Source organism: Dictyobacter aurantiacus, from assembly GCF_003967515.1.
Taxonomy (GTDB): domain Bacteria; phylum Chloroflexota; class Ktedonobacteria; order Ktedonobacterales; family Ktedonobacteraceae; genus Dictyobacter; species Dictyobacter aurantiacus.
On sequence record NZ_BIFQ01000001.1, the window covers coordinates 3735804 to 3760670 of the forward strand.

A 24867-nucleotide genomic window follows, 5' to 3' on the forward strand; every position below is an offset into this window, starting at 1 on the left:
ATTAGCTTTTAGCTACGCAAAAGCCTGTAGATACTATTTTTGTAGGGTACGTTACAGTGTTTACCTTATCACTTGCTTACGGATTAGTTCCTCCACTTCAACCAAATCAGAGGGGTTATTTTCAATAATCCACTCAGTTAGTGCTATCCCATGTTTAACTTTGTCATAGAAAAAACGACGTTCAGAAAAGTACTGAAAGAGATCATTCAGTATTTTTGCTCCGTGCACCTCTTGAAGCCATTTTTCTTCTGTACGCTCTAAATTGGGTATATCCTTATTCAAGTATTTTTTGTTCCATCGATTTTCTTCAACCCATTCAGCAATTTCTGTATATGTAACCTGCTTCTCTCTAAAATTTTCTATATTAGAGATGATAAAAGATATTGCATGAATATTAAGTAAATAATTCTCATACATTCTTCTTGGAAGAAATACTACACGACCTTGGCTTCGCCGTTTAAGATCTTCTTGTTCGCGTTCACTTCTTCCTTCCCGATCGAAGATAAAACCTATTGCTGGAGGGACAAGCCATCTTCCCGTACTTAAACGGTTATATATTTGAAAAATTTTTCCTGAGTGCCGACCTTCAAAGTCCCCGGTTTGCAGCACACTCATTATTTTTGTTCCTCGTAATGGTTGTTTGAGCAACTTTTCAACTATAAGAGGGAAACATTGTTCTTCAGTGCTACCCTCTACCCAAAGTATGTTATCTGCACCAAATACATCTGAAAGTCTTACTCCAACTTCGGATAGCAGTATTTGAAGATCTTTAACTTCAGTAGAATCTAACGTCTCAATTTTAGTTTCAAATTCTTCTTTGCGAAGAAGTAACAATACCTTGCAATTAGATGCAGATACAATTTCTGACGAATGCGTTGTGATAATAAATTGATGTTGAGGATGTTGCTTGAGTATCTCAATCAATTTTCGTACAGCGCCTGGATGAAGAAAGCTCTGCGGCTCATCAATAACAATAGTTTGTGGGTATTGTGCGGAAAGAACAACATACAATATCGCTAAAACTTGACCAATACCCGTTCCACTTTTTGAAAGAGGGACTGCTAGATCTTCACGCTCGGTTGCTGGATCTACCGACCACACAAGAATCTGAACCCCATTATTCTCTCTAAAGCTTGGAGGAACTGTTATAAACTTAATCTGGGGGAAAATAATGCTAACATGTTCGTTGAATCGACGGAAACGTGCTGGATTACTATTTTGCATATTGTGAAGGACTTCTGCGAGATTTGAAGCGTTAGATTGTAATGTAGTACTATAACCAAACGGAGACGTACTAACATTTAAGCGCTCTGCCCTGAAGAGATATATTCTTTCGCACATAGCATTTGCTAAGTTTATACCGAAAGAAGTAACACCTATGGGAAAACCACCTTCCAAAACAGGCTCTAACTTACCCTGGCCTTGAGTAAAGCCAACGTTGAACCTCATTGTCGGTAAATTATCATTATTTTTACTATATCCATCTAAATATGCCGAAACAAAGCCATGATTTGTCCGATAGCAGCATCGTAATAAGCCAGAGGACCTAAGCCTTTCGCGAAATTTATCCGCAAATTCGATTCTATTAAAATTATTAATCTCTATATCCGGAGGCAGTGGAACAAAAATAGGTTCTCCTGCATCTATCAACATATGTTCTGCTTCACCTTCTTCAATTTGAAATGCTACATTTACTTCTGAGTACGGTAAGCTTGGTATACCTGGGCGTGGTTTCGTCTCCAAGCTGTGATGGGGATTGCTTGTAATATGTAAGCTTAGTGCTTCCAAAAGTGCTGTTTTTCCAACATTGTTCTGTCCAACAATAACATTAAATCCACTAAGTAGATTAATTTCTTCTGAAGAAGAGAAACTCATATAGTTTTTTATCTGAAGCTTGGAAATATACATTTTATTCTGCCTTCACTAGAACAACGAAAAACTTATATATACGCCTTCACAAGCTAGCATATTTTAGCATATATGCTTTTTCTATTAGCTATATTTCACATTAAATACCACTTTTCCATCAGTTAAATATGCTATTACAGATATACAATCCCTTCACACAAATAAGCACGTCAATACAAAACGCCTCTTTCACCTTTCTAAACACCTCTCTTAAGTTTATCCTCCTTATGGTATCCTCTAGCTTAACACAAAGTGTTTCCTTCTATCCAGCTAGTTCAAAATGCTGTTTCTGCTTTTGTAAGCGTTGGAATGACCAGACAGAAATTACACGGCCGGAAATTCGCCATTGACCAGACCGAACCACCATCATAGCCTCAAGCAATGCTCGCCGTCTCCGTTGTCTATATTCGTTCACATCTTTTGAAAAAGGCTCAGCTTCATAAAGCAACCAGCGCGCCCGAACTGGTGGTTCGTCTTGTATTTGCTCAGCCTCAGCAAATTCATCAAAAACTGTTTCTGAAAGTTGCTCTCCTTCTATTGGGGAACCGGGCTCCTCAGTATCTGCAGGCGCAGGTTGTGCTGGCATTGTATCACGCTCCAGTTGATCAGGATCATCCAGTTGTGAGAAGAGGCGGAAACGCAACTCTTCAACGGAAGCGGGGAAGAAGCGCCGAGAATAGCGAATCCGGCGAGCACTACTCGTGACTTGGTCAACCTGGATACGAGTGTGCTCTATCGGCTTGCCCTCGTCATCACATGCAACCTCAAAGGTATGCTCAGAAACCTGTCGTAACTGCGCCTCAGTGACTTCACGCTGTCGTTCCTTCGTGCCTTTTTCACCGCGAGCAATCTGTTTCGTCAGGTACTTCGTGACGTAGCCAATGGCCCTGGCATTCTTGACACGATCGACCCAGGCAAACTCATTTTTGCCATGGGTCGCTGATGACCAAGCGGCATCCAGCATCTCTTTGGGGAGATAATCCGTGCCTTTAATCAGGATATGCCAGTGAAAGCCGCTCTCTTCGAATTTCTCATGACGTTCCAGCACGGCGAAGTATTCAATAGGGAAGGCCGGCCGGGCACCGATCCGACCTTTTCCACGCCCTTTGGAGCCACGCCGCAGGAACTGGACCCAGGTCGTCAGGGCACGAGCCGCTTCTTCAACGGTGTTGCCAGCCCGCGAAAGGACCACATGTAATTCTGGTTCAGCCGCGGCGATCAACTGTCGCCACTGATCGGTCTTCCGAGGCCCACAGTAGAGGCAGCTCCACCGGTCACAGCGTGCACGTACCACTTCTCCTGTTTCCTGATTGATAAAGCGATGACGCAACGCCCAGGAATCAGGACAGAAATACAGCGTTTCTGTTCCGGCCTGCTCAGCAAAATCGGCCTGCTCTGAAATCGGAGCAAGCCGAATCCCTTCAATAGATGAAGGGAGAGGATCAACATAATTCGCTAGGACAATCTCATCAATACACATATGTTCTACAGCTTTCTACAATCTTTGGGTGAATACATCCAGGCCATGTTTGTGTTATCAGAGGCTCTTTACCTGCAGGAGCCATCATAGAAACCAGGGTTGATCGTGCGGAACCATTCCAGGTCACTGTCGGCGATCTCGGTGTAGCCGTCGCCGTCATTGCTCCAGATCACCGCGTACTCTTCACCGCCGATGAGAGCAGTACCCCACTGCTCATCATCGGTGTCCCACCGGACCTGTTCTGCTTCAACCCATATCGAACCCTCGACATGGACCCGCCGCACATCGCTCATGCAGTACCCCCTAACCAGGTCTCCTGTCCCTGTCCAATCACGCCCACGTTGCATGCCAGCTCATACTGGAATGCTGGCCATAGGAGTGCAAATTGACTGTGTAGCATACTGCCATAGATCGTGTGGAACCGAGCAACTGGTGCAAAAGGATCGCGAGCCAGGCCGATAGAAAACGCGTCCCAGGCTTGTTCAATTGTTGCCTCAAAAAGGTTGACACCCTGGAGCCTCAAGACAGCACACGCAAGTGTCAGAACGGCTTGCACATACTGCTGTTGTGTCATGTGTTCATCCACGTTGCCGCCTCCTTATCTCTGCCTTCTCAGGCCCGCATCGAAGGCTTCAATCACCACTTTGGCCGTCTCAAGAGCCACGACCAAGCCATAGCGATGGTACAAATCAATCACCTGTTTCTCCACAAACCAGGGAACCTGTGTATGCGAGAAGCAGAGCTTGAGTGTCTGCAGGGCAACCCGGTTGTGTTCCTGCTTCTCTGCTTCAGGGTCGGTGAGATGTGTCACTTCCGCGTTGTGAATAATGGAAATGTCATCGTTCATAGGTGTTTCCCTTTCCGGTATCATCGTGTGTGATACCCATCAGCGTTTTATACTTGTGTGATTTATCCTTATTAGGGTCAAGTAAAGCCCCTCCGCTTTGCGCATGTTGGGGGCCCCTGCCCCCACCGCGCAAAGCTCCGGAGGGACGAGGCCGGACGGCACCCGGGCCGAACAGCCAGGGGCGAGGGTGTCAGGCAGCGAGCGTGGGCTAGAGATGTGGGGTCGTCGCTGGCCAGCTTGGTCGCCGTGAGCGAGCCTGGTCAACGAGCAGCGCTCCATTCCTGATCCCAATCCACTCGCTCCAGAGTTCCAGATGCCAACTGACCCGACGGCGAGCACTCATACAATTCGATGTAGGCAATCGTCGGCTGCAGCACCAGAATCTGTTGTGCCAGGCGACGCGCCCCAGGAACATCGCGGTGCGTTGTTGTGCCATTGCGCAACTGGCCATCCGCGCTATACATCAGCAAGGCATGTTTGGCCTCATGTGGACCATGACCACTCATTCGAGCCTCCCTTCTTGTAACCGTTGCCAGGCCTCGTGTACCGAAAGCCCATAGTATTCGCAGAAAAAATCAAACAGGTTCCCAGCGCGCCTCCAGGTGTAGCAGTACCAATGCGGATCATGGCCACCGAAGACTTGAAAGCTGGGACGACGATCGCCGTGGCGGTGATGACCTTGAAAGGGACAAGAGCCCAGCCCGCGATGATCCAGCGACACATAGCGGCCAATGACCTGCCGAATGTCTTGTGATTGGCACCAGGCACGAATAGCACCACGACCAGGCGGGACCAGCACCGGTTCAACTGGAGTCATCACCGGCTCAGGGTGTGCAGGCTGCAGGTGAACATGAGCAGAGACCGCAGCCCGAGAGAGGGAGTGCGCGACCCACTGACAACAATCCTGTTGAGTAGTAGCAACGGGGACCAGCTGGCCAGTCGCCGGATCGCTTGTCAGGAAGGGATACCAGCGCCCGGTCTGGCGATGGATACCCAGCGGTAGACGGATCAATGAGCCGGGACCGCTGCGCAGCTGATCCTGTTTGGGGTAAAGCTCACATCCCAGTTGTAGGGCATAGGGCACGAGCCAGGCGCGCACCCGATCGGCCGCAGTCGGCTCAACCAGGTGCACCCAGAGATGGCCAGCGCGCCGACTCATCTCTAGCAGTGTTCGTACACCTTCGTGTTGCTCCAATTCTGCGGCCAGCTGGGCGAGTCGAACCAGGCCGCCGGGTTGATCATCATCAAAGACGGCGAAGCTGCAGGTGTTGTCAGGTGTTAGGAGATACGTGCCAAGGGTGACATAGCCAGCGAGATGCGCCTCCAGGTGCTGGAGTGACAGCGGTTCATGCACCCGGCGATAGGACCCATCCGACTGTTGCACCGCGTAGGAGTCCCAGCAATGCACAAACACCGACGCATAGAGCGCAGCCAGGTCAGTCAGTTCGGTTGGATGCATCATGCACTCCTTCCAGACAGCGCTGATAAATGCGCTCAACCACCACTTTGCGATGACAGCGCAGATAGTCTTTGCAGGCACAGAGCACGAGCAGGTGATACCCCTGCTGCAGGAGTGACGCCGCCCAGGGGACCACTGCATCAGGATCAGCTAGTTCAATGGGCCGACGCGGATACTGATAATTCACATTGCCGAAGCGTGGCTCGTGAATATAGCGAGTCCCCCAGCGCGCTTCTAAGGCCCGTCTATTCCAGGCGGGAAACCAGCGCGATCTGGCCCGCAGCCGTACATCCAGCAGGAGTGCCTGCGGATAGGAATACATCAACGAGAGCACCAGGTTCTCACTACCAGGCGCAGCGTAGCCAATCGGATAGAGAAACGTCCCAGCTGGCGTGGCAAGGACATCAGACATAGAGCAACCTCCATTCATCAAAAAAGAAGGACTACCCGTTGCGCCATTGCATCAGGTATCCTCAGGTAGCAATCAGGATTATGCATGTGATCGATGATAGTGCTTCCACTGGTCTGCGGTGCGAAAGTCTACCTCGTAGCCTTGATCTAGAGCTTCACGCACCAGTGCGGACTCGCGACGATTGCGCCGTTTCCCTGAGGGATCGACGCGCACCATTTCAGGAGGCACTACCGTTGATAAGGACCCACCGGCCCAGGCATCGCCATCGTTTGTTGTTCCGGCTGTGGCACTCCCTGCGACCGGTTCAGGCCGAAAAAAGGGGCTTGCCCCTGTGCAGTGTTCCCCGGTGGGGTCATGCTCGGATAGGCACTCTGCGGTTGTGAACTGGTACCGGCCAGCGGACCACGATAGCCATGGGTCGGTGCCAGTGGATTAGCAGTTGCCAGCCCACCGGGAGCACCGTTGAAGGGCGCGGCCGCAGGAACGGGAGCCTGTTTGGCTTTCTTATCGGCCTTAGGCGCAGGAGCTGGTTTTTCCCCGACCTTTTCCCGATCCAGGTCCATATCGAACCAGGCCAGGGCAATCGTGAAAAAAGGCACAATGGGCAGCAGCAGATAGCAGAGAAAGGTGAGAAAGCCATGCATCCCACCTTGAAAGGCCGTCAGCCAATTAATATGGCTAATACTCACTGCCGCTTGTGCGAAACAGGCCCCGACCTCGACCAGTTCAAACACAGCCACGATAAACACCACCACGCCCAGCGGTTCTTTGTGCTGCAGACGATGGGAGAGGCCGCGGCTAATGATAAAGCCCAGGCCTGCGAACCCGACCGCCATCAGTAAAGTGACCATCCACTGGTATTGATCCAGCCAGTTGAGCGCCGAGGAGAAAAACCACCAGATGGCGTGAGCGGTGACAACGGAAAACACCAGGGAGAAAAAGCGCACGGCCCAATGTTCGACTTTCCGCACCCAACTCCCCCCACGCGTTTTGGGGGGAGCAAAGGTTTGGACGCGTGCTTGCATTGGTACTTGCATGAACGACCTCCTTTATCAACAACTAAGCAGTCTGACCAGCACCCTGGATCGAGACAACCGGAAAGGTGACAAAGCCTTTCGCCCGCGGTTTCCCCACCATCAGCATGACCCGCTGTCCCTCCAGGGCTTTGGCGGCCGCCTCCACTTGCGCGGCAATCTGATCTCGCTCAGCCTCGGGAGCTTTCAGCTTGCGTGCCTGGCGAAGATCTTCCAGGCCAAAGCCCTCATTGAAGGAGCACTGGTGGGTATCGCTGGTATCCAGGTCCGTGACCGTCATCTGCAGAATGTAGCCAGGATCAGGAGCACCAGTCTTGGGATCAAAGGCTGCAAATTTCTTGACTTCAACTTTGGTTACTTGAGCATCCATACGCATGGAATCACTCTCCTTTTCTGTGTTCTGTTCAACAGCAGTTTGCATAAAAAGATGACTGGTTATTCCAGTGGCAAGCAGGAGATTATATATTCCTGCTTGCGTGACATCATTGGCATGTCCAATGATCAGGTGAGGCCGTTTCAATCGGTTGAGCCGCCTCAATCCACAACCGATGACGGATATGTTCCAGTTCAAGCCAGCGTTGTCGTTCCTGCCAGGAGTAGTCATAGCGACCGTGACAGGAAGGGCAGAGCGCGGCCAGCCGAGGATCAGGGTTCCAGGGATCGTGATCCAGATGGGCCGCCGCCAGGATGACGGTATAGACCACACCGGTTCGTTCCGAGACCGCTAGGCTCCCATGGGCAATCCCGCAATGTTCACAGCACCAGCCCGCACGTTCCTTGCATGCCAGGGCCAGCTCGTCCCAGTTGTCGGGATACATCCAACGGTTTTTCATGCCCGCGCTAGCGAACAACCGAAGGGAGCGGTGCCATGCTTTGCCGCCGCAGCGCGACCAGATCCATCTGCAGATCGTCATAGACATCATTGGCCAGGCGTTCCAGGCATGCTTCGAGCGTTTTTCCGCGCACACCAGTGGGTTGAGCATGAATGAACCCCGCTTGTGAGGTATAGGGATTGATCCAGACCACAATGTCCGACTCATCCACCGCCGCCATTGGGGTTTGAGTAGTCCACTCCTTAATCAGGGAGTAGTACCAGACGATGCGGTCAGGATGCTCAACATGGAACGTAAAACAGGCGGCTTGCACATCAGAAAGATTGAAAATCATACGCAACTCCTCTCAGGGTGTAAAAGCACAACAAAAACGACTAGAAGAGAACCTTGACAGCCCGAGGAGCCAATGAGACAATACCCATTGAGAACCTCGCAACGCCGAACGAACGCTGTTTGTGTTCTCTTAGCTGGTCAGCACCGCTACATGCTGGCCAGCAACCCACAACATCAATTAGATTGAGCGCCCAGGCGAATAGGTGAGACCCGACTTCGTCAAGCGCACCGCAAAGAACCAGGTGGCGCGGTTCTGCATCTCCGCCAATGTGGCACAGACCAGGTCAGCAGAAACAACACCATGGTGTTTCATGACCTGTTGAATGGCGAACAGGGACGTGAGTGCCACCACCTCTTCAGTCAGGTCAGGAGCCACAGACACGGCATTCTCTGACAACCAGACATGGATTCGAAACACCTTCGCATGAAGCCCTACCATGTGGTATTTCCCTGCTGTTGTGCCGCCAGGTAGCTACTGGTATCCTTGGGAATATCCCAACCATAGGCAGAACAGAGTTCCATCACACACTCAGCTGCTTGTTGCTGCAGGCCCTTCAATAGGTGAAATTGTTCACGAGCATCCTGCTCAAGGTGCCGCAGTTGGGCATGTGGCGACTTCGGATATCCAGTGAATAGCTCTACCGCTTTCACCCAGCAGTCCGCCCCTGTTCCCAGCGCCTGTACCAGGAAATCCAGGGAGACCACGACCCACTTTGCATCCATAGGCTTGCGCACAAGCTCGTCATATTGATCAAATGCGAATGCTTCATACCACAGCGCCAAAAGTGCAGTAGATGCCAGTTCCAATTCGGGCAAGGAAGAAAAATGTCCCGTTGCCCAGGCCCACATCTGGATACGCTGTGGGGAAACGCGTTCTATCTCGAAAGACAGTCCCCGTTCTTGCAACACCTGTATCATGAGAAAATCTCCAGTAGAACAATGATCAGCTCCGCGGCAGCAGCAAAGGCACGCTTATTCGGGATCTGGGACAGATTCAGCAACGCCATGCGTAAGCGGTTGCCTGTAGAACCAGACCGGACCGCGTTTGATGCCGCGAAGATGATAGACACGATAGACAATCGAATGATCCACAGCCCTAGCAGCTGCATGCTCAACTTGTGTATATCCATAGGTATGCATCAGCTGAACAATAGCCGAAAACGCGTTGTCCGCTTCCAGGCACCCGACCTGGTCAGGGAACAGTGATGGCCAGCGCCACCAGAGCGCAACATCAAACCGTCGCACAACTACGCGATCCCGCGAACGAAATCCAGCAGGTAGGTAAATCCGCCCGTGGCCGCGAGCAGCAAGAGCAGTACCAGTGCGATCAGGAGTAACAGCACTTCTTTTTTACCCATAGACAACCTCATATTTTCCGCGAGGAGAGAACCTCGCAATGCCGAACGAACTATGTGAGATAGGCAGCGCTACCACCGCTACTTGATAGCGCCGCACCTTACGGAATACTGATATGACCAATCCACACCATGGCGCATGTGATCGCTACGACGGAGAGCATCAGCACCCCGATCATGCGCAGACGATACACACCAAGCGCGAGCACAACGCCGAGCACCAGCAAAATGCCGAACATGACCATCAAGATGTTATGCATGAACCAACTCCTTTTCGCCTGTTACCAGGCATAATCTAAACATTTGAAATGTCAACTGGACTGTAACGACCATCCTAATTACATGAGAGCCTGCAGCCAGCGGCTGAAATCAGACACTGAAACCTGAGTGTCAGACTCTTCAACATATGGATGGAAGATCAATGTTTGCTTGGCTGATCGTTTGTCGAACGCGCCGTAAATGAACGCAAGAACAGCTTCGACATCTGCTTTCGACATGCCAGCTGGTAAAGTACCGAGACGCTCTACGAGGGACTGTCTTTTTGTCATTCTCAACTCCTCCCTAAAAGCTAAAAATGCCAGATGTAACGCGCCAACCGTGTATAACCTTTGCTCTGAAGCCAACTAAAAAACATATTCACTTCGGCTGGCTGCTGTTAACTTCACTGCATTGCTGCAGCTCACGATGGCAATAATACATGGCAGGAACGTACACGAAACTGCAGAAAAATCTCATAGTGAGAAAAAATCGCACAATGGGTAAAATCGGGTTGTTATGGATGGAGGGCTATAGTAGACTATAAATAGTTAATGGCTAGTGAGCGAGACCTGAAAGCAAGGAAGTAATGAAAGAAACACAACATTATTGGTGGTATGCCTATGGTCCATTCGACCCAGGAGAAAATAATCTTCCACACTTAGGGCAAGTCATTCGCTACTATCGTGAATTGCGTAAGTGGAAAGCCCGAGACCTGGCTGAAGCTATGGGACAATCGCTTCGCCACATTTATGAAATTGAAAGCAGTGCGAATATGCCAGAACTAATTTCAAGGCGTCAAGCGCTCGCCACACTTCTAAACATTCCCCCAGCGCTTCTCGGTTTGTCAGTCATTGTTACTGATGAAGAAGCTGATGCTTCTCTTTTTGATCCAAGAGAAACAACCAGGGTCATTGACTCTCAAACCATGAATATGTATGAAAGCATGCTCAGTCTGAGCTGGCAGCTTTACTACACCAGCAGTGCTCAACAGGCAGCTGGCAACATCAACTTCTGGATACAAAATCTCACCCAGTCAGCTAAAGAGGTAAAGGGTATTCAGCGCTCCCAGCTGATAGCAATGCTTTGCCGCTTTTACCAGCTTTCCAGTGTGGCGGCCAGGGATCGCATGGATATCCCGCAATCATTGCGTGATGGGAACCGAGCTGTGGATTTAGCATTCAAGCTAGAAAATCCAGAGCTTGTTTCTGCAGCACTTTTCAGAAGGGCAAAGACCTATCTGAAGCAGCAGAAATATGATATGGCTCTTCAAGACCTGGAGGGAGCATTGCCATATGCTGATAAATCCCGTGACTCTTTAAAGGGATATGTGTACCAGGCTACGGCAGAAGCATACGCAACTGTGGCAGCTGGCGATCCTTCCCTGCAAAAGAAAACACTGAATATGCTCGACCAGGTGGGGCGAATTGTGAGAAAGGGCGATTTACAAGACGACGGTAGTTTTGTAAAATTAAATATTGCAGGACTCTATATGGACAGAGCCAGAGCGCTCACTTTGTTTAACAGGCCAGATGATGCGCATAATGCACTCAACATTGCACGCGACAATCTCGGCCCAGAACTGACGCGCTGGCAGGCTCGACTCCTGATTGCAGATGCAGAGACTTACCTGGCAGAAGACGATCCAGAGAGCTGTTGTGAGATTGCATTCGAAGCTCTAAAAGTGGTGCGTGCTACCCAATCACGTAGCAATGAGCTAAGGGTCTACAACCTCTATCAGCAGCTGCAAGGCGCATATAAACACCATCCATTAGTAAATCGTTTGGGCACCCAGCTAAGCATGAGATAAGTGGTCTACCACTAGATCAGATTTAGGATTGCGAAATGGAACACACAACAGACGTCGTTATTGTCGGAGGTGGCGTGATAGGCTGTGCCATCGCCTACTATTTGCGCAAAGCCAACGTAGACGTAATGGTATTAGATGAAGGTGAAATTGGCGGCCAGGCGTCTAGTGCTGCAGCTGGTCTACTTGCTCCACTTGGACCACTCACCGGACCAGGTCCATTCGCGGATCTACTCCTGGCCAGCTTTGCGCTCTTCCCCTCTGTTGTTCCAGAATTGGAAGATTTAACCGGCCTGGATCTAGGGTATGAGCAGACTGGAGCACTGCGAACAGTCAGTAACCCGAAGCGTGTATCCAATTTGCAGCAACGCATGGAGGCCTGGCAGCCGCTAGGATTAAAGATGCAATGGTTAACTGGCGATGAGGCTCGCCAGATGGAGCCACTACTTGCGCCGGGAGTTTGCGCCGCGATCTACGTTCCCGAGGAGTCACAGATTAAAGCCCCTCAAATAGTCAAAGCATTCGCAAATGCAGCTGTAAAGCTAGGCGCAAAGATTTATAGCCATAAAAAAGTTACCAGTATTCAGCGCGAAGAGAACAAAGTAACTGGAGTAAAGACGGCCGAGGGCGATACAATCGCATGCGACCACATGATATTGACCACAGGAGCATGGACCGGGCTTTATGACAGCTGGTTGGATATCTCACTGCCTGTTGTCCCTCATCGAGGCCAAATTATCTCCATGAAGCAGCCAGCAACAGCACTGCGCTACATAATCTTTGGTGGGTCAGCATACCTTGTGCCGCGAGATGGATCTATCATTATTGGTGCGACTAAAGAAGAAGTTGGTTTTGATATCCAGGTTACAAACGAAGGCCTCTCATGGCTGTATAAATCCGCTGCAAAGCTTGTTCCTTCTTTACAGGGAAGCAAAGCCGAACTCTCCTGGGCTGGACTTCGACCAAAGACACCTGATAAATACCCGATACTAGGGGCAGCGCCTGGCTGGCAAAATGTGACGCTTGCTGTTGGTCATAACAGTGTAGGGGTTATCCTAAGCATCATCACTGGCCAATCCATTGCACAGTTGGTGACAACCAAAGAAACATCGGAGATCACACTCCCATTTTCCCTCAATCGTTTTGTTAAAAAACACAGTAGCAATACTCAGCTGGCACAATCAACATTAGAGAGCTAAAAGCAGTTATATTTGAATTTGTTTAATCAAGCTGAAAATAGATAAATTACAATTAGATAAAAAGGTTTAGGGTAGATTATGGATGAGAATGAGATTTCTCAAACTATAAATGAACTGCTGGAAATCAATAAAACCCAGAATTATGAAAAAATAAAACGAGACATGTTCAGTACTCTTGAGCAAGAGAAAATTGAACGAACTGGATTTGAGAACCGATTATATGACCGTTGGAAGCATGGACTGGACTTATTTGAAACTATCTTGATTTTTGGACGCACTGCTGGCTCAGAGTTTAATCAAAAGATACGCCCATACGCTGCCAAACAAAAAGATTTTGTATTCGATGTACTCACTAGAACACATGCTCGTTCATGTGTGACAATGTCTGCAATACTCTCTCTACTTAAAAGTGGTCATGCAGGAGATGCTCTTGCGCGTGCACGAACTTTGCATGAAATGAGGGTTATCGCCAGTTTCATTCAAGAAGAAGGGAATGAACTCGCTGAAAAATATTTACTTTATGAGGTTGTAGACTCCTTAAAGGCAGCAAAACAGTATGAAAAACACTATATAAAGCTAGGACTAAAACCACTAGAATCAGGAACAATAGATAACCTTGAAAAAGCTGTTCAGAAGTATCGGACAGATCACTTTCCCAGCCATTCCAAAGATATTTTGAAAGGTGATTATGGATGGGCAGCAATTGCTCTAGGCAAAAGTAGACCTACTTTCGCAGATATCGAGGAAAAAGTAGGGCTTGACCATTGGAGGCCTTATTTTAAAATGGCAAGCTATCCTATCCACCCAAGTGCAAAGGGAATAAAATTTGGTATCGGTGAAATAGGTAAATCTAATATTCTCCCTGCTGGACCAAGTAATGCAGGACTTGCCGATCCAGCAAGTATAACTCTCATTTCTTTTAATGCAATAACTGCCTTACTACTTACCTATATACAGCACATACAAGAGAAAGACTTACTAGAAATTCACTTAAAATCACTCGTTGCAGCACAGATAATGAACGAGCTACTCCATGAAGCCAAACAAGCGTTTCTTAAGGCTCACCAGCAGCTTGTAGATGATGAATTAAAATTGCAGGCTCAGGAAGATGCTAAAGAGAAATCTAGCCTCCGTATCTCATAAGCCTAAGTTTCAGTGCATAACCTTCTCTTTTAGCTTACACATCATATACATATTGTATAGAGTCGTAGAGTACAAAGACGCGCTCTTTTGGTCAAAGGGCGCGTCTGTTAGTAGCTGGCTTTATTCTATTTTATAGGTTTTATTCCTCTTCCCGTACCAGGTTTGCGTTTAATGGGATCACGGAAATCTGTACGCGGAGTCTTTCCCGTGGCCATGCCATTAAAGGGAACGTTGTCGCCAGGCGAGAACTTGCGTTTTTGTTCCTGGATCAAGGTGTCGTTGAGATGCATGTACTGTCTAATGGTGGCCATATCCTCATGGCCTAGCAATTCCTGCAGGGTAAAGATGTCGCCGCCGAGCATCAAGAAGCGCACAGCGAATGTATGTCGGAAGATGTGGGGGCTAATTCGCTTGTCATGAGGAAGATCTGCGCGAGCGCGTATTCGCTTGAAGAGCATCGAGATCCCATCACGTGTGAGAGCATTACCACCCTCGCTTAGAAAGATATGATCCTCATCGGTGATACCTATCTCTAGCAATGCGTCCTCATCTGGTCGGTAACGATCCATGTACAGGAGCAGCGTTCGCAGAGCGTTACGGCCGAGCGCGATGCGTCTCTCTTTGTTTCCTTTCCCATGGACGATGATTACACCTTTGTCGCGATCGAAGTTTGAGAAGCGCAGGCCGCAGAGCTCGGCCAGGCGGATACCCGTATCCCACAGCACCCAGAGGATTGCTCGATTGCGCGCAGCGTTGCAGTCAGCTGTAGGACCGACCTCGCGAGGAGGGGTACAGGCCTTGAGCATCCTTTCGAACTCTTCAAACTCGATAATGCGGATGAGCGGCTTGCTCAATTTGGGCATCTTGACGCGGTTAGACGGCGCTACCTCGACATACCCTTCAGCTTCCAGCCAGCGGCAGAAAGCACGCATTGAACGCGCATAGTAGTTTACCGTCCTGGTCGTTCGCAGTTTGCCGCGGGAACCAGGTTCTTCAGTGAGGAGATTGATCCAGTCGACCAGGTGCCCTTTCTCAAGATCTTTGATATAGATCACGCCTTGCTGCTCAAGGAAGTTCGCCAGGTGCCCGAGCGCCAGCTGGTGCCACTTAATCGTTTTGATGCTATGGTGTTGACTCTGATGATCGGCAATATATTCATCAATAGACTTGCGGAGGGTTCGTTCTTTTCTGCGAGAGATAGCAGTGCCTGGTTGCTTTGGGGTAGAAGTTGAACGTTTGCCTGTCATAGGCTTTTTTGTTGGCTGTGCCATAGGAATACCTCCAATTCATGAGGCATCTCTACAAAGCAGGCGGATGGTCATACCGTTTTACGGATTTTCGCGACCTCTGAGTAGGCGGTTGTTTATGCCCTTTCGAGGCGGATGGTCACTAAAGCTTTTTTGGACCCTAATGAACACATATCCTCAAAAAAAGATCGCTGCTTGCTTCGTGTCAATGCGCTTGAGAATTGGCTTCCAGAGCAAAGGGCGCGCCCAGCAGGGCTCGAACCTGCGGCCAACCGCTTAGAAGGCGGTTGCTCTATCCACTGAGCTATGGGCGCGTGTTGGAGTGAGGGTGCGATGCATCCTCTGCGCCATCCATGATAGCAAGGTTGCTCGCGGCTTGTCAAGTACTTCTGGCACCACTTTTGTGGGCTGTTCCCGCTTTGCTGCTGCGATCTGCGTATCATACTATCGTCGTCCCTTTATGATGCCGGAGGAGGGGGATTGCTGCTGAGCGAGAGCTTGATGATCTCGCGCTGCGAGGGGAGCAGGCCTGGCGGCAGCTCGTCGGGGTGGAAGAAGCGAGCCTCCAGCACCTCGCGTTCATCGAGCCGCAGCTGGCCGCCGAGGAAGGTGCCGCGATAGCTGGCCTCGACGCGCAGGCGGTAGCCGCTGACAACGCGGATCAGCGAGCCCACCTGGACCTCGTAGCCGGTCTCCTCGCGCAGCTCGCGGCGCAGCGTATCCTCCAGACGTTCATTCTTATTGGCGTAGCCGCCGGGTAGCCCCCACGTGGCCTGCATCCAGAAGCGGTGGCGCAGCAGCAGGATGCGTCCCTGCTCATCGAAGATCACGCCCGACACCCCGACGATAAACTTGGGGTGTGCCAGCCAGAGAAAATACCACTGCGGCCGACCCCGCAGCAGTCTCCACAGCCGGAGTAGCAGCTGATTGATCATAGCATCTCCCGTCATTCTATTTTGGGCGCACCCACTTTATGCTATACTGATCATCACTACCACAGGCGCGTCCACATCCATTCACCCTATTGTGACATACGCGCCGCGCCTTGCAAAGGGCGGCCCCCGTTCGGTTGCCTGCTCTAGAGCTGCTCAGCGGGCGCCATCTGAACCTCGATCGGCCTCGTCAGCCTTGACATTGCAAGGGAAACAACATATAATACAACTAAATCCGAGTACACAAGTAAGGATTAAATTTCTCTGAAAGCGAACGGCTTTCTCAGAGACCCTGATAGAATCAGCCAGCAATTGGAGTAAGTCATGAGTCAAGCATTTGAATTGGAACAGGGTAACTACAGTGCTGGGTTCCATGTCGCAGAAAATTATACATACAAGTCCCAGCGGGGACTGACCCGCAAAGTCGTCGAGCAGATCTCGGAGATGAAAGGCGAGCCCAGTTGGATGCGCGACTTCCGCCTCAAGAGCTTCGAGCTTTATGAGAAGCGCCCAATGCCTACCTGGGGAGCTGATCTGTCGGGCATCAACTTTGACGATATCTTCTACTATATCAAGCCGGTCGCTCAGCAGGGTAAGAACTGGGACGACATTCCTTCGGAGATTAAAGACACCTTTGATCGTCTGGGTATCCCACAGGCTGAGCAGAAGTATCTGGCTGGTGTCACTGCTCAGTACGAGAGTGAGGCCGTCTATCATAAGATGCGCGAAGACCTGGAGAAGCTGGGTGTCATCTTCACCGATATGGATACCGCTCTGCGTGAGTATCCCGACATCATCAAAGAGCACTTTGGATCGATCATCCCGCCATCCGACAATAAGTTCGCTTCGCTGAACAGTGCCGTCTGGAGTGGTGGTAGCTTCGTCTATGTGCCGCGCAACGTGCGTGTAGAGATCCCGCTGCAGGCCTACTTCCGCATCAACGCCCAGAACATGGGTCAGTTCGAGCGCACCTTGATCATCGCCGAGCCTGGCTCCTATGTCCACTACGTTGAGGGATGTACCGCCCCTAGCTATAGCAGCGACAGCCTGCACAGCGCCGTCGTAGAGATCAAGGCCATGGAAGGGTCGCGTGTACGCTACACCACCATCCAGAACTGGTCGAAGAACGTCTACAACCTGGTCACCAAGCGTGCCGCCGCCTATCGCGACGCCACCATGGAATGGGTTGACGGCAACCTCGGCTCGAAGGTCACCATGAAGTATCCGGCCGTCCTGTTGATGGAGCCAGGAGCTCGCGGTGATGTTCTGTCGGTCGCCTTCGCCAACGACGGCATGCATCAGGATGCTGGCGCCAAGATCACCCACCTGGCACCGCACACCACATCCCAGATCCTGTCGAAGTCGGTCTCCAAGGGAACGGGTCGCTCCTCCTATCGCGGACTGGTTCGCATCAATCCTGGTGCGCACCACACCAAGTCCAGCGTACGCTGTGACGCCCTGCTGCTCGACGAGAACGCTCGTACCGACACCTATCCAACCATTCGTGTCGAAGAGAACCAGACCGAGATCGGCCACGAGGCCACCGTCTCCAAAGTCGGCGAGGACCAGCTCTTCTACCTGATGAGCCGTGGTCTTGACGAATCCGAGGCCTACTCCTTGATCGTCAACGGCTTCATCGAGCCCATCACCAAAGAGCTCCCCATGGAGTACGCGGTCGAACTCAACCGCCTCATCCAGCTGGAGATGTCCGGCAGCGTCGGCTAAACCGTCTCTACCCAACAGAAAACGCCCAGGAGCGCCTACCCCCGGTAGGCGCTCCTTTTTCATACGCTCGACCCTCGCGGCCCATGCTTTCAATTTAAGATCATGCAAAACGAGAAACGGCCACTGTACGTGCGGGGCTTGCCCCCGCTTTCTTTGCTCCCCAAAAGGAAAAGCTCCTTCAATGCGGCCAGGGACGGTGCATGCGATGCCTCGCATCCTGTTGGTTGCTTGTTCGAGCGGCGAGGAAGCAAGCGGGGGCAAGCCCCGCACGTACTCTCGTCTCTTTTCTTGTTACATTGCGGAAAATTAAAATAATAACGTTGATATGCGAAGAAACGGAGCAAACAAGGATGGCTCAGATTATTTATTGTGAGGGTGATATCTTTACCTCGCCGGCGCAGGTGTTGGTTAATCCGGTGAATTGTCAGGGGGTGATGGGTAAGGGGCTGGCGCTCGAATTCAAGAAGCGCTATCCAGAGATGTTTCGTTCCTACCAGCGGCAATGCCAGGAAGGCACCATGCGTATCGGGCATCCTACTCTCTACACCGATAGCACCCCCTGGATCCTCAACTTTCCCACCAAAGACAAGGTGCGGGCCGACTCCAGGCTTGAATACATTGAGCAGAGTCTGTGCTATCTCGTCGAGCGTCAGCAGGAGCTCGGGGTCCACAGCATTGCTTTCCCAAAGCTCGGCGCCGGGCTTGGACGCCTCAGCTGGTCCGAGGTTGGCCCCCTGATGGTTGATTTTCTTTCGCATACCAATTGGGATGTGTATATTTATATTGCCCCCGGCGACACGCGTTATTAGTCATGTCCGGTCCCGCCGGAGCATTGCCGTTTTGGCGCGGATGGGTGAGAATAGGATGATAGCCGCCATGCAATCATGTATGCGCTGGCGGCCGCAAAAAAATAGAAAAAGGGACATGTATGCAGATTGATATTCCTGAGAGCTGGCACGCTCATCTAAATGGCGAGTTCGAGAAGCCGTATTTTCAGAAGCTGGCCGCCTTTGTCGATGAGGAGCGTCAGAAGTACGAGGTCTTTCCGCCTGAGCAGGATGTGTTCTCGGCGCTGCGCCACACGCCCTATGACGATGTGAACGTGTTTCTGCTGGGCCAGGACCCCTATCACGATAACAATCAGGCTCACGGCCTCTGCTTCTCGGTGCGACCGGGGATCAAGCCGCCGCCCTCGCTGGTCAATATGTTCAAGGAGCTGCGCGACGACATTGGTTGCCGCATCCCCAACAACGGCTACCTGGTGCCCTGGGCCGACCAGGGCATGCTGATGCTCAATGCCGTCCTGACGGTGCGCGCCCACCAGGCCAACTCGCACAAGAATCACGGCTGGGAGAAGTTCACCGATCACGTCATCCAGGTCGTCAACGCCAAAGAGAGCCCGGTCGTCTTCGTGCTGTGGGGCGGCTACGCGCAGAAGAAGAAGGCCCTCATCGATACCAGTCGCCACACCATCGTCGAATCGGCGCATCCATCGCCCCTCTCGGCCCGCAACGGCTTCTTCGGCAGCCGCCCCTTCTCAAAGATCAACACTGCCCTGCATCTCGCTGGTAAGCCGGAGATCAACTGGCAATTGCCTGATCTATAAGCGCCCAATAAAATAAATCTTCTCTTTTGCGACGGCGAGCGTGTACACTAATAGATAGGTTCAATTGTGCGAGGATGGACGACTGATCGATTGATTGAGATGCGTTCCATCCTCCTTATTTTTTACACCAAGAGAGAAGTTTATCTATGTTGCCAAAGACAAAGGGATTCTGGATTCTGCTGGCCACCATTCTGGGTTCCAGCATGGCCTTCATCGATGGGAGCGTGGTTAATGTCGCGCTGCCACGCCTGCAGACCGATTTGAATGCGACCGCCGCCAGCGTGCAGTGGGTGGTCGAAGCCTACGCCTTATTTCTGGGTTCGTTGATCCTGGTCGGCGGCTCCATGGGTGACCTCTATGGACGCAAGCGCCTGTTCGCCATCGGCATCACTATCTTCGCGCTGGCCTCGCTGTGGTGTGGCCTGACCACCGACATCAACCAGCTGATCATCGCGCGTGCCGTCCAGGGTGTCGGCGGCGCCCTGCTGACACCCGAAAGCCTGGCCATCCTGCGCGCCTCCTTCGACGCCTCCCAGCGCGGCAAAGCCATCGGACTCTGGTCGGGCTTCTCGGCCATCACCGCGGCGCTCGGACCCGTCCTGGGCGGCTGGCTCGTGCAGTACGCCTCCTGGCGCTGGGTCTTCTTTATCAATCTGCCGCTGGCCGTTATCGTGCTGGCCGTGCTGTTCATCTTTGTGCCCGAGAGCCGCAGTGAGCAGGCCAACCGCCATCTCGACATCGTGGGAGCCCTGCTGGCCACGCTGGGACTCGGCCTGCTGGTCTTTGGCCTGATCGAGGCCAGCAGCTATGGCATCACGCATCCGCTGGTCCTTGGCTGTGTGGCCGGTGGTATCATTGCCCTGATCGCCTTTATCATGGTTGAGCGGCGCAGCCCGGCTCCCATGATGCCGCTGCAGCTCTTCCACTCACGCGTCTTCAGCGGCACCAACCTGCTGACCTTCTTTCTCTATGCCGCGCTGGGCGCCACCCTCTACTTTCTGCCCTTCAACCTGATCCGCGTCCAGGGTTATTCACCGACGGCCGCCGGATCGGCCCTGCTCCCCTTCACGCTGCTGATGTTCTCGCTCTCGCGCTGGTCCGGTGGACTCGTCGCCCGCTATGGCGCGCGCCTCCCGCTGGTCCTTGGACCCTGCATCGTCGGCGTCGGCTATATCCTGTTCGCCATTCCGGACATCGGTGGCAGCTACTGGACCACCTACTTCCCCGCCATCGTCGTGCTGGGACTGGGCATGTCGATCACGGTGGCGCCGCTGACCACGGCCGTCATGGGTGCGGTCGCCGATCAATACGCCGGGACCGCCTCGGGCGTCAACAATGCCGTGGCCCGCATCGCCAACCTGCTGGCCATCGCCGTCTTCACCCTGATCGTGCTGGCCGTCTTCAACGTGGCCCTGGACCAGAACCTGGCCGCGCACCATGTCTCGGCCGCCGCCAGCCACGCCCTGGACACCCAGCGCAGCAAGCTCACTGGAGCCGAGGTCCCGGCCAGCTTTGATCCGGCCACCCGCCAGATTCTGCAAGATGACCTCTCCAACTCGTTCCTCGTCGGATTCCGCATCGCCATGCTGCTCGGGTCGGCCCTGGCCTTTATCAGCGCGCTCTGCTCCGCCATCACCATCCCACCGCGCTACAGCAAGCTGGCGCCAGCGACCACAAAGAAAGAAGTTAAAGAATTTAAGCCAGATAAGAAGAAGAAAGAGCGACAATGTAGTGATAATGCGTGTACACTAATGTATGCCCATAGCGATGTTGACTCGCCACAAGGGGTTGATGGAACCGCCACAAAGGCGGATGATTAAGCCTGTGTTTTCTTATAGTTAAGAGTATGTATCTGGAGCGTATGTTATGGATGATACACAGTCACTATCTATCTTAGCGTTAGATGTTGGTACCTCCTCGACGCGTGCCCTGCTCTTTGATGGTCAGGGGAACGCCATACCCGACATGGTTTCGCAGCTCACCTATCAGCTCACCACGTCCCAGGAGGGCGAAGTCTCGGTGGATGCCGATCACCTGGTAGATGTGGTGGCCCAGACCATCGATGAAGTGCTGAAGAAGGCTGGCCAGGAGGCCAGCTCGATCCGGGCCGTGGCCATCGACACCTTCTGGCACAGCCTGCTGGGGGTCGACGAAAACAACCATCCTCTCACTCCTGTGATTACCTGGGAGGACACGCGCGCCTTCGACACCGCCCGCGATCTACGCAAGGAGTTCGACGAGAAGGAGGTTCACGACCGCGTCGGGGTACGCTTTCACGCCAGCTACTGGCCGGCCAAGCTACGCTGGCTCTCGCAGAATCAATCTAAAGTCTTCAAGCAGGTCAAGCAGTGGATCTCCTTTGGCGAGTATCTGCATCGCAAGCTGCTGGGCAAGTCGGTCTGCAGCCTCTCGATGGCCTCGGCGACCGGCATGCTGACCACAAAGACGCGGCAGTGGGATGATGAGCTGATCAAGGCCCTCGGCGTGCGCCGCGAGCAGTTTCCTGACATCGGCGATGCCGGTGATGCCCTCAAGGGACTGCAGGGAGATTATGCTAAGCGCTGGCCTGCCCTGCGCGATGTGCCCTGGTACCCGGCCATCGGTGATGGTGCTTCGGCCTGCATCGGCACCAGCTGCATCACCACCCAGAACTGGTCCCTCACCATGGGTACCTCCAGCGCCATCCGCGTCGTCGTCGATCCCGCGCAGATTTCGGTGGCGCCCCTGGGCCTCTGGCTCTACTTCATTGATAGCAAGCGCGCCGTCATGGGAGGAGCCATGAGCGAGGGCGGCAACCTGCTGGCCTGGCTCTCCGAATCCTTCAAGCTCCCCAAACTGGAGGAGGCCGAACCCAAAGTGGAGGCGCTCAAGCCGGACAATCATGGCCTGACCATCCTACCCTTTATCTCGGGTGAGCGCAGCATCGGCTGGCACGCCGAGGCCCGCATGACCATCTCAGGCATCTCCACGCGTACCACGCCTGAAGATATTCTGCGCGCCGGCATGGAGTCGCTCGCCTACCGCCTCAGCGTCATTCATTCCGCGCTGCTGCAGGCCCTGAATATGAAGGCCTCCGATCACCGCCTGATGGCCAGTGGTGGCGCGCTCTTCCACTCCCCGCTGCTGCGCCAGATCATCTCCGACACCACCGGCACCGCCATCTACCCATCACGCGAACAGGAGGCCTCCGCCCGTGGAGCCGCCCTGCTGGCCCTGGAAGCCCTGGGCATCATTCCCGATCTCGCCAAACTCCAGCCCAGCGTCACCGACCCCACGAAGCCCGATCATCACAACGGCGACATCTACCGCCGCGCCCTCGCCCGCCAGGACGACCTCTACCACCGCCTCCTCCCCGATTGAGGAGAGGGGGTCGTATGTGTGGAGGAGAAATCGGCCGCAAGGGCCGAACCTACGGGTCGTATTTATTCTCACATTTCAAATATCCATCTTTATGAAATGCAACAAGAAAGGCGATAACGTAGGTTCGGCCCTTGCGGCCGATTTTCGTTCCCCCCACGGAAATGCCTCTTCATGGATGGGCCCTTGCGGCCGATTTTCGTTCCCCCACGGAAATGCCTCTTCATGGATGGGCCAACGTTTTCAAATGGGGAGGGGGAAATCGGACGCGAGGTCCGAACATATGGGAAAATAACGGGCCATGCGTTTGGCGATGCGGGCTCGTTGCGATGGGGAATATATGGCCATGATGTGGCGGTCGGGCCGCACAACCATCACCATCCGCGAATTTCCTCGAAGGAGACGTGTGAGCTGGCCGCTACCATCCCATATATATGTGGCATTCGGGTCTGGCTTTGGCGCTTGTTCCAGGGCGTCCCGTGTGGGACAGAGATAGATGGATTGGGCATTCAGCCCTGCCCATAATTCGTGCTCTTCTGAGATCTCCATGTTGTCCTCATTCGAGAGCCGGAAGATGGAGAAACCATGGCCGAGGATGTGGTCCAGCGGCACCTGTTGTCCCTCGGAGATGTGGACCATGGGCTGGGGCAGCATGCGTCCGCTGTGGTGACCGGGGAAGCGCAGTCCGGCGCGGTGGATGGGCTGGGGCTTGACCTGCATTTCTGATAGCCACTGGCGCAGCGCCACGATGCGCTGGATGTTCAGGAAGGCGTGGTCGCGCAGGAAGGCCAGCGCGGGCTGCGTGGGCATGATGAAGTTGCCGAGCAGGGACGAGAAGATGATCATGCGAATGACGTGCGGGCGTCGTTCCTGCTGATAGGTCTGTAGCAACTGTGGGGTAGCCTGTCCTCGCAGGACCAGCGCCAGCTTCCAGCACAGGTTGTGGGCGTCGCGCAGCCCGCTGTTCATGCCCTGACCGCCAAAGGGCGGCATCAGGTGGGCGGCGTCCCCCAGCAGAAAGATACGCCCCACGCCGAAGGAATCGGCGACCGTGGCGTGAAAGGTATACACGGTCTTGCGCATAATCGCGGGCGCCCCCGGCTGGCGCGCCATGTCCCATTCCGGCAATGTGTTCAGCGCCTGCTGGATCGCTTCGCTGATGCATTTATTATCCAGCCACTGCTCATCCTGTTCGTGGGATTTGAGCATAAACTCCCAGCGCCGCCCACCATCGGGATAGGGGACCGTCACGGCCGGGCGCTCCGGATTGCAGAAGAAGATGATCGGGTCCGTGCCGTCCCCATGGTCGATGGCATCCACCACCAGCCAGCGCTGTGAACGCTGCCGTCTGCGCGGTGGTGCTTTCCGTTTATTGATACCGGCCAGGGACGAGAAGATCTCGCGCGGACCCGGCGCGCGCAGGGCGATCTGGAGCTGCTGGCGCATGGCGCTGCGACCACCATCGCAGGCCAGCAGGTAATCACAGTCCAGGGACCACTCGCGTCCTTCATGAGAGCGCAGTCGCAGGCAGACGCCATGTTCATTCTGGGTGAATGACTCGACCGTCTGTCCGAAGTGGGTGGAGACGCTGGGGAAGCGCTGCAGGCCGGCCAGAAAAATCTCTTCCAGCGCTGGTTGATAGAAGGTCGAGATCTGTGGATGGCCAAACGGCTGCTGCGTCGGGGAGATGCGGGCCAGATAGTGTCCCTGCGAGACATAGTGGGCCTCGCGCTGGAGCAGCGCGTGGGCGCGGATCTCATCGGCCAGTCCGATCGCCTGGCAGATACGCAGTCCCTCGTCATCGATCGTGATGGCGCGGGGCTGTTCGGCCAGACCCGCGTTGCGCTCGATCAGCAGCGTCTCGATGCCGGCCTGGCCGAGCAGATTGGCGGCCACCAATCCGGTGGGGCCCGCCCCCACGATCGCCACCCGCAC

28 protein-coding genes, 1 tRNA gene and 1 pseudogene are annotated in these 24867 nt (G+C 53.2%); 8 read left to right on the forward strand and 22 right to left on the reverse strand.

Translation table 11 applies throughout. The features are described from left to right. Positions 1-60: 60 nt before the first annotated feature. The 17 genes from KTT_RS15120 to KTT_RS15195 all read right to left on the reverse strand — a co-directional run bounded on the left by KTT_RS15120 (position 61) and on the right by KTT_RS15195 (position 10209). Positions 61-1908, reverse strand: a complete 1848-nt coding sequence (locus tag KTT_RS15120; protein ID WP_126596777.1) for an AAA family ATPase — start codon at positions 1906-1908, stop codon at positions 61-63. A gap of 262 nt (positions 1909-2170) precedes the next feature. Continuing rightward, entirely contained in the window at positions 2171-3388 is a 1218-nt protein-coding gene (locus KTT_RS15125; protein WP_126596779.1) for a rolling circle replication-associated protein, read from the reverse strand. 68 nt (positions 3389-3456) lie between these two features. Then, complete coding sequence (locus KTT_RS15130; protein WP_160145887.1) at positions 3457-3681, reverse strand: hypothetical protein; 225 nt, start codon at positions 3679-3681, stop codon at positions 3457-3459. Then, on the reverse strand, positions 3678-3974 hold the full coding sequence (locus KTT_RS15135) for a hypothetical protein (RefSeq protein WP_126596782.1): 297 nt from the start codon (positions 3972-3974) through the stop codon (positions 3678-3680). Before KTT_RS15135 ends, KTT_RS15130 begins: the two co-directional genes overlap by 4 nt. A gap of 12 nt (positions 3975-3986) precedes the next feature. Then, positions 3987-4235, reverse strand: coding sequence for a hypothetical protein (locus KTT_RS15140; protein WP_126596783.1), 249 nt, complete (start codon positions 4233-4235; stop codon positions 3987-3989). Between the two features lie 260 nt (positions 4236-4495). Next, on the reverse strand, positions 4496-4741 hold the full coding sequence (locus tag KTT_RS15145; RefSeq protein ID WP_126596784.1) for a hypothetical protein: 246 nt from the start codon (positions 4739-4741) through the stop codon (positions 4496-4498). Further along, entirely contained in the window at positions 4738-5697 is a 960-nt protein-coding gene (locus tag KTT_RS15150; RefSeq protein ID WP_160145888.1) for a TOTE conflict system archaeo-eukaryotic primase domain-containing protein, read from the reverse strand. The genes KTT_RS15145 and KTT_RS15150 overlap by 4 nt, the downstream gene beginning before the upstream one ends. Then, complete coding sequence (locus tag KTT_RS15155) at positions 5672-6106, reverse strand: DUF488 family protein (protein WP_160145889.1); 435 nt, start codon at positions 6104-6106, stop codon at positions 5672-5674. Before KTT_RS15155 ends, KTT_RS15150 begins: the two co-directional genes overlap by 26 nt. A gap of 227 nt (positions 6107-6333) precedes the next feature. Continuing rightward, positions 6334-7143, reverse strand: coding sequence for a hypothetical protein (locus tag KTT_RS15160; protein WP_126596787.1), 810 nt, complete (start codon positions 7141-7143; stop codon positions 6334-6336). Positions 7144-7165: 22 nt separating this feature from the next. Then, positions 7166-7516 carry a hypothetical protein gene (locus tag KTT_RS15165; protein WP_126596788.1) on the reverse strand — a complete coding sequence of 117 codons (351 nt, stop codon included), beginning with the start codon at positions 7514-7516 and terminating at the stop codon, positions 7166-7168. 106 nt (positions 7517-7622) lie between these two features. After that, the gene (locus tag KTT_RS15170; protein WP_126596789.1) at positions 7623-7973 is read right to left on the reverse strand and encodes a hypothetical protein; all 351 of its coding nucleotides are present in this window, start codon (positions 7971-7973) and stop codon (positions 7623-7625) included. Positions 7974-7980: 7 nt separating this feature from the next. Next, the gene (locus KTT_RS15175) at positions 7981-8307 is read right to left on the reverse strand and encodes a hypothetical protein (protein WP_126596790.1); all 327 of its coding nucleotides are present in this window, start codon (positions 8305-8307) and stop codon (positions 7981-7983) included. Positions 8308-8484: 177 nt separating this feature from the next. After that, a complete protein-coding gene (locus KTT_RS15180) occupies positions 8485-8745 on the reverse strand; it encodes a hypothetical protein (protein ID WP_126596791.1) in 261 nt (86 codons plus the stop codon). After that, positions 8739-9224, reverse strand: a complete 486-nt coding sequence (locus KTT_RS15185) for a hypothetical protein (RefSeq protein WP_126596792.1) — start codon at positions 9222-9224, stop codon at positions 8739-8741. The genes KTT_RS15180 and KTT_RS15185 overlap by 7 nt, the downstream gene beginning before the upstream one ends. A 54-nt stretch (positions 9225-9278) precedes the next feature. Beyond that, a complete protein-coding gene (locus tag KTT_RS15190) occupies positions 9279-9551 on the reverse strand; it encodes a hypothetical protein (RefSeq protein ID WP_126596793.1) in 273 nt (90 codons plus the stop codon). Positions 9552-9762: 211 nt separating this feature from the next. Beyond that, positions 9763-9921, reverse strand: coding sequence for a hypothetical protein (locus KTT_RS36185; RefSeq protein WP_160145890.1), 159 nt, complete (start codon positions 9919-9921; stop codon positions 9763-9765). Between the two features lie 78 nt (positions 9922-9999). Next, positions 10000-10209, reverse strand: coding sequence for a hypothetical protein (locus KTT_RS15195; RefSeq protein WP_126596794.1), 210 nt, complete (start codon positions 10207-10209; stop codon positions 10000-10002). A gap of 296 nt (positions 10210-10505) precedes the next feature. Between KTT_RS15195 and KTT_RS15200 the strand changes: the two genes are divergently transcribed. The 3 genes from KTT_RS15200 (at position 10506) to KTT_RS15210 (ending at position 14065) form a co-directional block, all read left to right on the forward strand. Next, entirely contained in the window at positions 10506-11726 is a 1221-nt protein-coding gene (locus tag KTT_RS15200; RefSeq protein WP_126596795.1) for a helix-turn-helix domain-containing protein, read from the forward strand. Positions 11727-11761: 35 nt separating this feature from the next. Continuing rightward, positions 11762-12922, forward strand: coding sequence for a glycine oxidase ThiO (gene thiO / locus KTT_RS15205; RefSeq protein ID WP_126596796.1), 1161 nt, complete (start codon positions 11762-11764; stop codon positions 12920-12922). A 78-nt stretch (positions 12923-13000) separates the two neighbouring features. Then, positions 13001-14065, forward strand: a complete 1065-nt coding sequence (locus KTT_RS15210; protein ID WP_126596797.1) for a DUF5677 domain-containing protein — start codon at positions 13001-13003, stop codon at positions 14063-14065. 125 nt (positions 14066-14190) lie between these two features. Here KTT_RS15210 and KTT_RS15215 read toward each other — a convergent pair whose 3' ends face one another. The 3 genes from KTT_RS15215 to KTT_RS15225 all read right to left on the reverse strand — a co-directional run bounded on the left by KTT_RS15215 (position 14191) and on the right by KTT_RS15225 (position 16262). After that, a complete protein-coding gene (locus KTT_RS15215) occupies positions 14191-15336 on the reverse strand; it encodes a tyrosine-type recombinase/integrase (protein WP_126596798.1) in 1146 nt (381 codons plus the stop codon). A gap of 217 nt (positions 15337-15553) precedes the next feature. Beyond that, a tRNA-Arg gene (locus KTT_RS15220) sits at positions 15554-15626 on the reverse strand. A 144-nt stretch (positions 15627-15770) separates the two neighbouring features. After that, positions 15771-16262 carry an NUDIX domain-containing protein gene (locus KTT_RS15225; RefSeq protein ID WP_235845735.1) on the reverse strand — a complete coding sequence of 164 codons (492 nt, stop codon included), beginning with the start codon at positions 16260-16262 and terminating at the stop codon, positions 15771-15773. A 306-nt stretch (positions 16263-16568) separates the two neighbouring features. Between KTT_RS15225 and sufB the strand changes: the two genes are divergently transcribed. The 5 genes from sufB to KTT_RS15250 all read left to right on the forward strand — a co-directional run bounded on the left by sufB (position 16569) and on the right by KTT_RS15250 (position 22935). Beyond that, complete coding sequence (gene sufB / locus KTT_RS15230) at positions 16569-17969, forward strand: Fe-S cluster assembly protein SufB (protein WP_126596799.1); 1401 nt, start codon at positions 16569-16571, stop codon at positions 17967-17969. Positions 17970-18319: 350 nt separating this feature from the next. Then, positions 18320-18778, forward strand: coding sequence for a macro domain-containing protein (locus KTT_RS15235; protein WP_160145891.1), 459 nt, complete (start codon positions 18320-18322; stop codon positions 18776-18778). A 119-nt stretch (positions 18779-18897) separates the two neighbouring features. Next, on the forward strand, positions 18898-19575 hold the full coding sequence (gene ung / locus KTT_RS15240) for a uracil-DNA glycosylase (protein WP_126596801.1): 678 nt from the start codon (positions 18898-18900) through the stop codon (positions 19573-19575). Between the two features lie 146 nt (positions 19576-19721). Beyond that, the gene (locus KTT_RS15245; protein ID WP_126596802.1) at positions 19722-21395 is read left to right on the forward strand and encodes an MFS transporter; all 1674 of its coding nucleotides are present in this window, start codon (positions 19722-19724) and stop codon (positions 21393-21395) included. Positions 21396-21441: 46 nt separating this feature from the next. Further along, the gene (locus tag KTT_RS15250; RefSeq protein WP_126596803.1) at positions 21442-22935 is read left to right on the forward strand and encodes a gluconokinase; all 1494 of its coding nucleotides are present in this window, start codon (positions 21442-21444) and stop codon (positions 22933-22935) included. Positions 22936-23175: 240 nt separating this feature from the next. Here the strand turns inward: KTT_RS15250 and KTT_RS37980 are convergent, their stop codons facing one another. Together KTT_RS37980 and KTT_RS37985 are read right to left on the reverse strand one after the other, a co-directional pair. Beyond that, positions 23176-23778 carry a hypothetical protein gene (locus KTT_RS37980; protein WP_503826471.1) on the reverse strand — a complete coding sequence of 201 codons (603 nt, stop codon included), beginning with the start codon at positions 23776-23778 and terminating at the stop codon, positions 23176-23178. A gap of 6 nt (positions 23779-23784) precedes the next feature. Next, a pseudogene (locus KTT_RS37985) lies at positions 23785-24867 on the reverse strand (FAD-dependent monooxygenase); the annotation flags it as partial.

Coding starts and splice junctions, on each gene's coding strand:
- KTT_RS15160 (WP_126596787.1), bottom strand. CDS start 7,143: ATGCAAGTACCAATGCAAGCACGCGTCCAAACCTTTGCTCCCCCCAAA.
- KTT_RS15195 (WP_126596794.1), bottom strand. CDS start 10,209: ATGACAAAAAGACAGTCCCTCGTAGAGCGTCTCGGTACTTTACCAGCT.
- ung (WP_126596801.1), top strand. CDS start 18,898: ATGCAGATTGATATTCCTGAGAGCTGGCACGCTCATCTAAATGGCGAG.
- KTT_RS15165 (WP_126596788.1), bottom strand. CDS start 7,516: ATGCGTATGGATGCTCAAGTAACCAAAGTTGAAGTCAAGAAATTTGCA.
- KTT_RS15185 (WP_126596792.1), bottom strand. CDS start 9,224: ATGATACAGGTGTTGCAAGAACGGGGACTGTCTTTCGAGATAGAACGC.
- KTT_RS15215 (WP_126596798.1), bottom strand. CDS start 15,336: ATGGCACAGCCAACAAAAAAGCCTATGACAGGCAAACGTTCAACTTCT.
- KTT_RS15175 (WP_126596790.1), bottom strand. CDS start 8,307: ATGATTTTCAATCTTTCTGATGTGCAAGCCGCCTGTTTTACGTTCCAT.
- KTT_RS15145 (WP_126596784.1), bottom strand. CDS start 4,741: ATGAGTGGTCATGGTCCACATGAGGCCAAACATGCCTTGCTGATGTAT.
- KTT_RS15125 (WP_126596779.1), bottom strand. CDS start 3,388: ATGTGTATTGATGAGATTGTCCTAGCGAATTATGTTGATCCTCTCCCT.
- sufB (WP_126596799.1), top strand. CDS start 16,569: ATGAGTCAAGCATTTGAATTGGAACAGGGTAACTACAGTGCTGGGTTC.
- KTT_RS15235 (WP_160145891.1), top strand. CDS start 18,320: ATGGCTCAGATTATTTATTGTGAGGGTGATATCTTTACCTCGCCGGCG.
- KTT_RS36185 (WP_160145890.1), bottom strand. CDS start 9,921: ATGCATAACATCTTGATGGTCATGTTCGGCATTTTGCTGGTGCTCGGC.
- KTT_RS15120 (WP_126596777.1), bottom strand. CDS start 1,908: ATGTATATTTCCAAGCTTCAGATAAAAAACTATATGAGTTTCTCTTCT.
- KTT_RS37980 (WP_503826471.1), bottom strand. CDS start 23,778: ATGATCATCTTCTCGTCCCTGCTCGGCAACTTCATCATGCCCACGCAG.
- KTT_RS15140 (WP_126596783.1), bottom strand. CDS start 4,235: ATGAACGATGACATTTCCATTATTCACAACGCGGAAGTGACACATCTC.
- KTT_RS15130 (WP_160145887.1), bottom strand. CDS start 3,681: ATGAGCGATGTGCGGCGGGTCCATGTCGAGGGTTCGATATGGGTTGAA.
- KTT_RS15225 (WP_235845735.1), bottom strand. CDS start 16,262: ATGACGGGAGATGCTATGATCAATCAGCTGCTACTCCGGCTGTGGAGA.
- KTT_RS15245 (WP_126596802.1), top strand. CDS start 19,722: ATGTTGCCAAAGACAAAGGGATTCTGGATTCTGCTGGCCACCATTCTG.
- KTT_RS15155 (WP_160145889.1), bottom strand. CDS start 6,106: ATGTCTGATGTCCTTGCCACGCCAGCTGGGACGTTTCTCTATCCGATT.
- KTT_RS15210 (WP_126596797.1), top strand. CDS start 13,001: ATGGATGAGAATGAGATTTCTCAAACTATAAATGAACTGCTGGAAATC.
- KTT_RS15170 (WP_126596789.1), bottom strand. CDS start 7,973: ATGAAAAACCGTTGGATGTATCCCGACAACTGGGACGAGCTGGCCCTG.
- KTT_RS15250 (WP_126596803.1), top strand. CDS start 21,442: ATGGATGATACACAGTCACTATCTATCTTAGCGTTAGATGTTGGTACC.
- KTT_RS15150 (WP_160145888.1), bottom strand. CDS start 5,697: ATGATGCATCCAACCGAACTGACTGACCTGGCTGCGCTCTATGCGTCG.
- KTT_RS15180 (WP_126596791.1), bottom strand. CDS start 8,745: ATGGTAGGGCTTCATGCGAAGGTGTTTCGAATCCATGTCTGGTTGTCA.
- thiO (WP_126596796.1), top strand. CDS start 11,762: ATGGAACACACAACAGACGTCGTTATTGTCGGAGGTGGCGTGATAGGC.
- KTT_RS15200 (WP_126596795.1), top strand. CDS start 10,506: ATGAAAGAAACACAACATTATTGGTGGTATGCCTATGGTCCATTCGAC.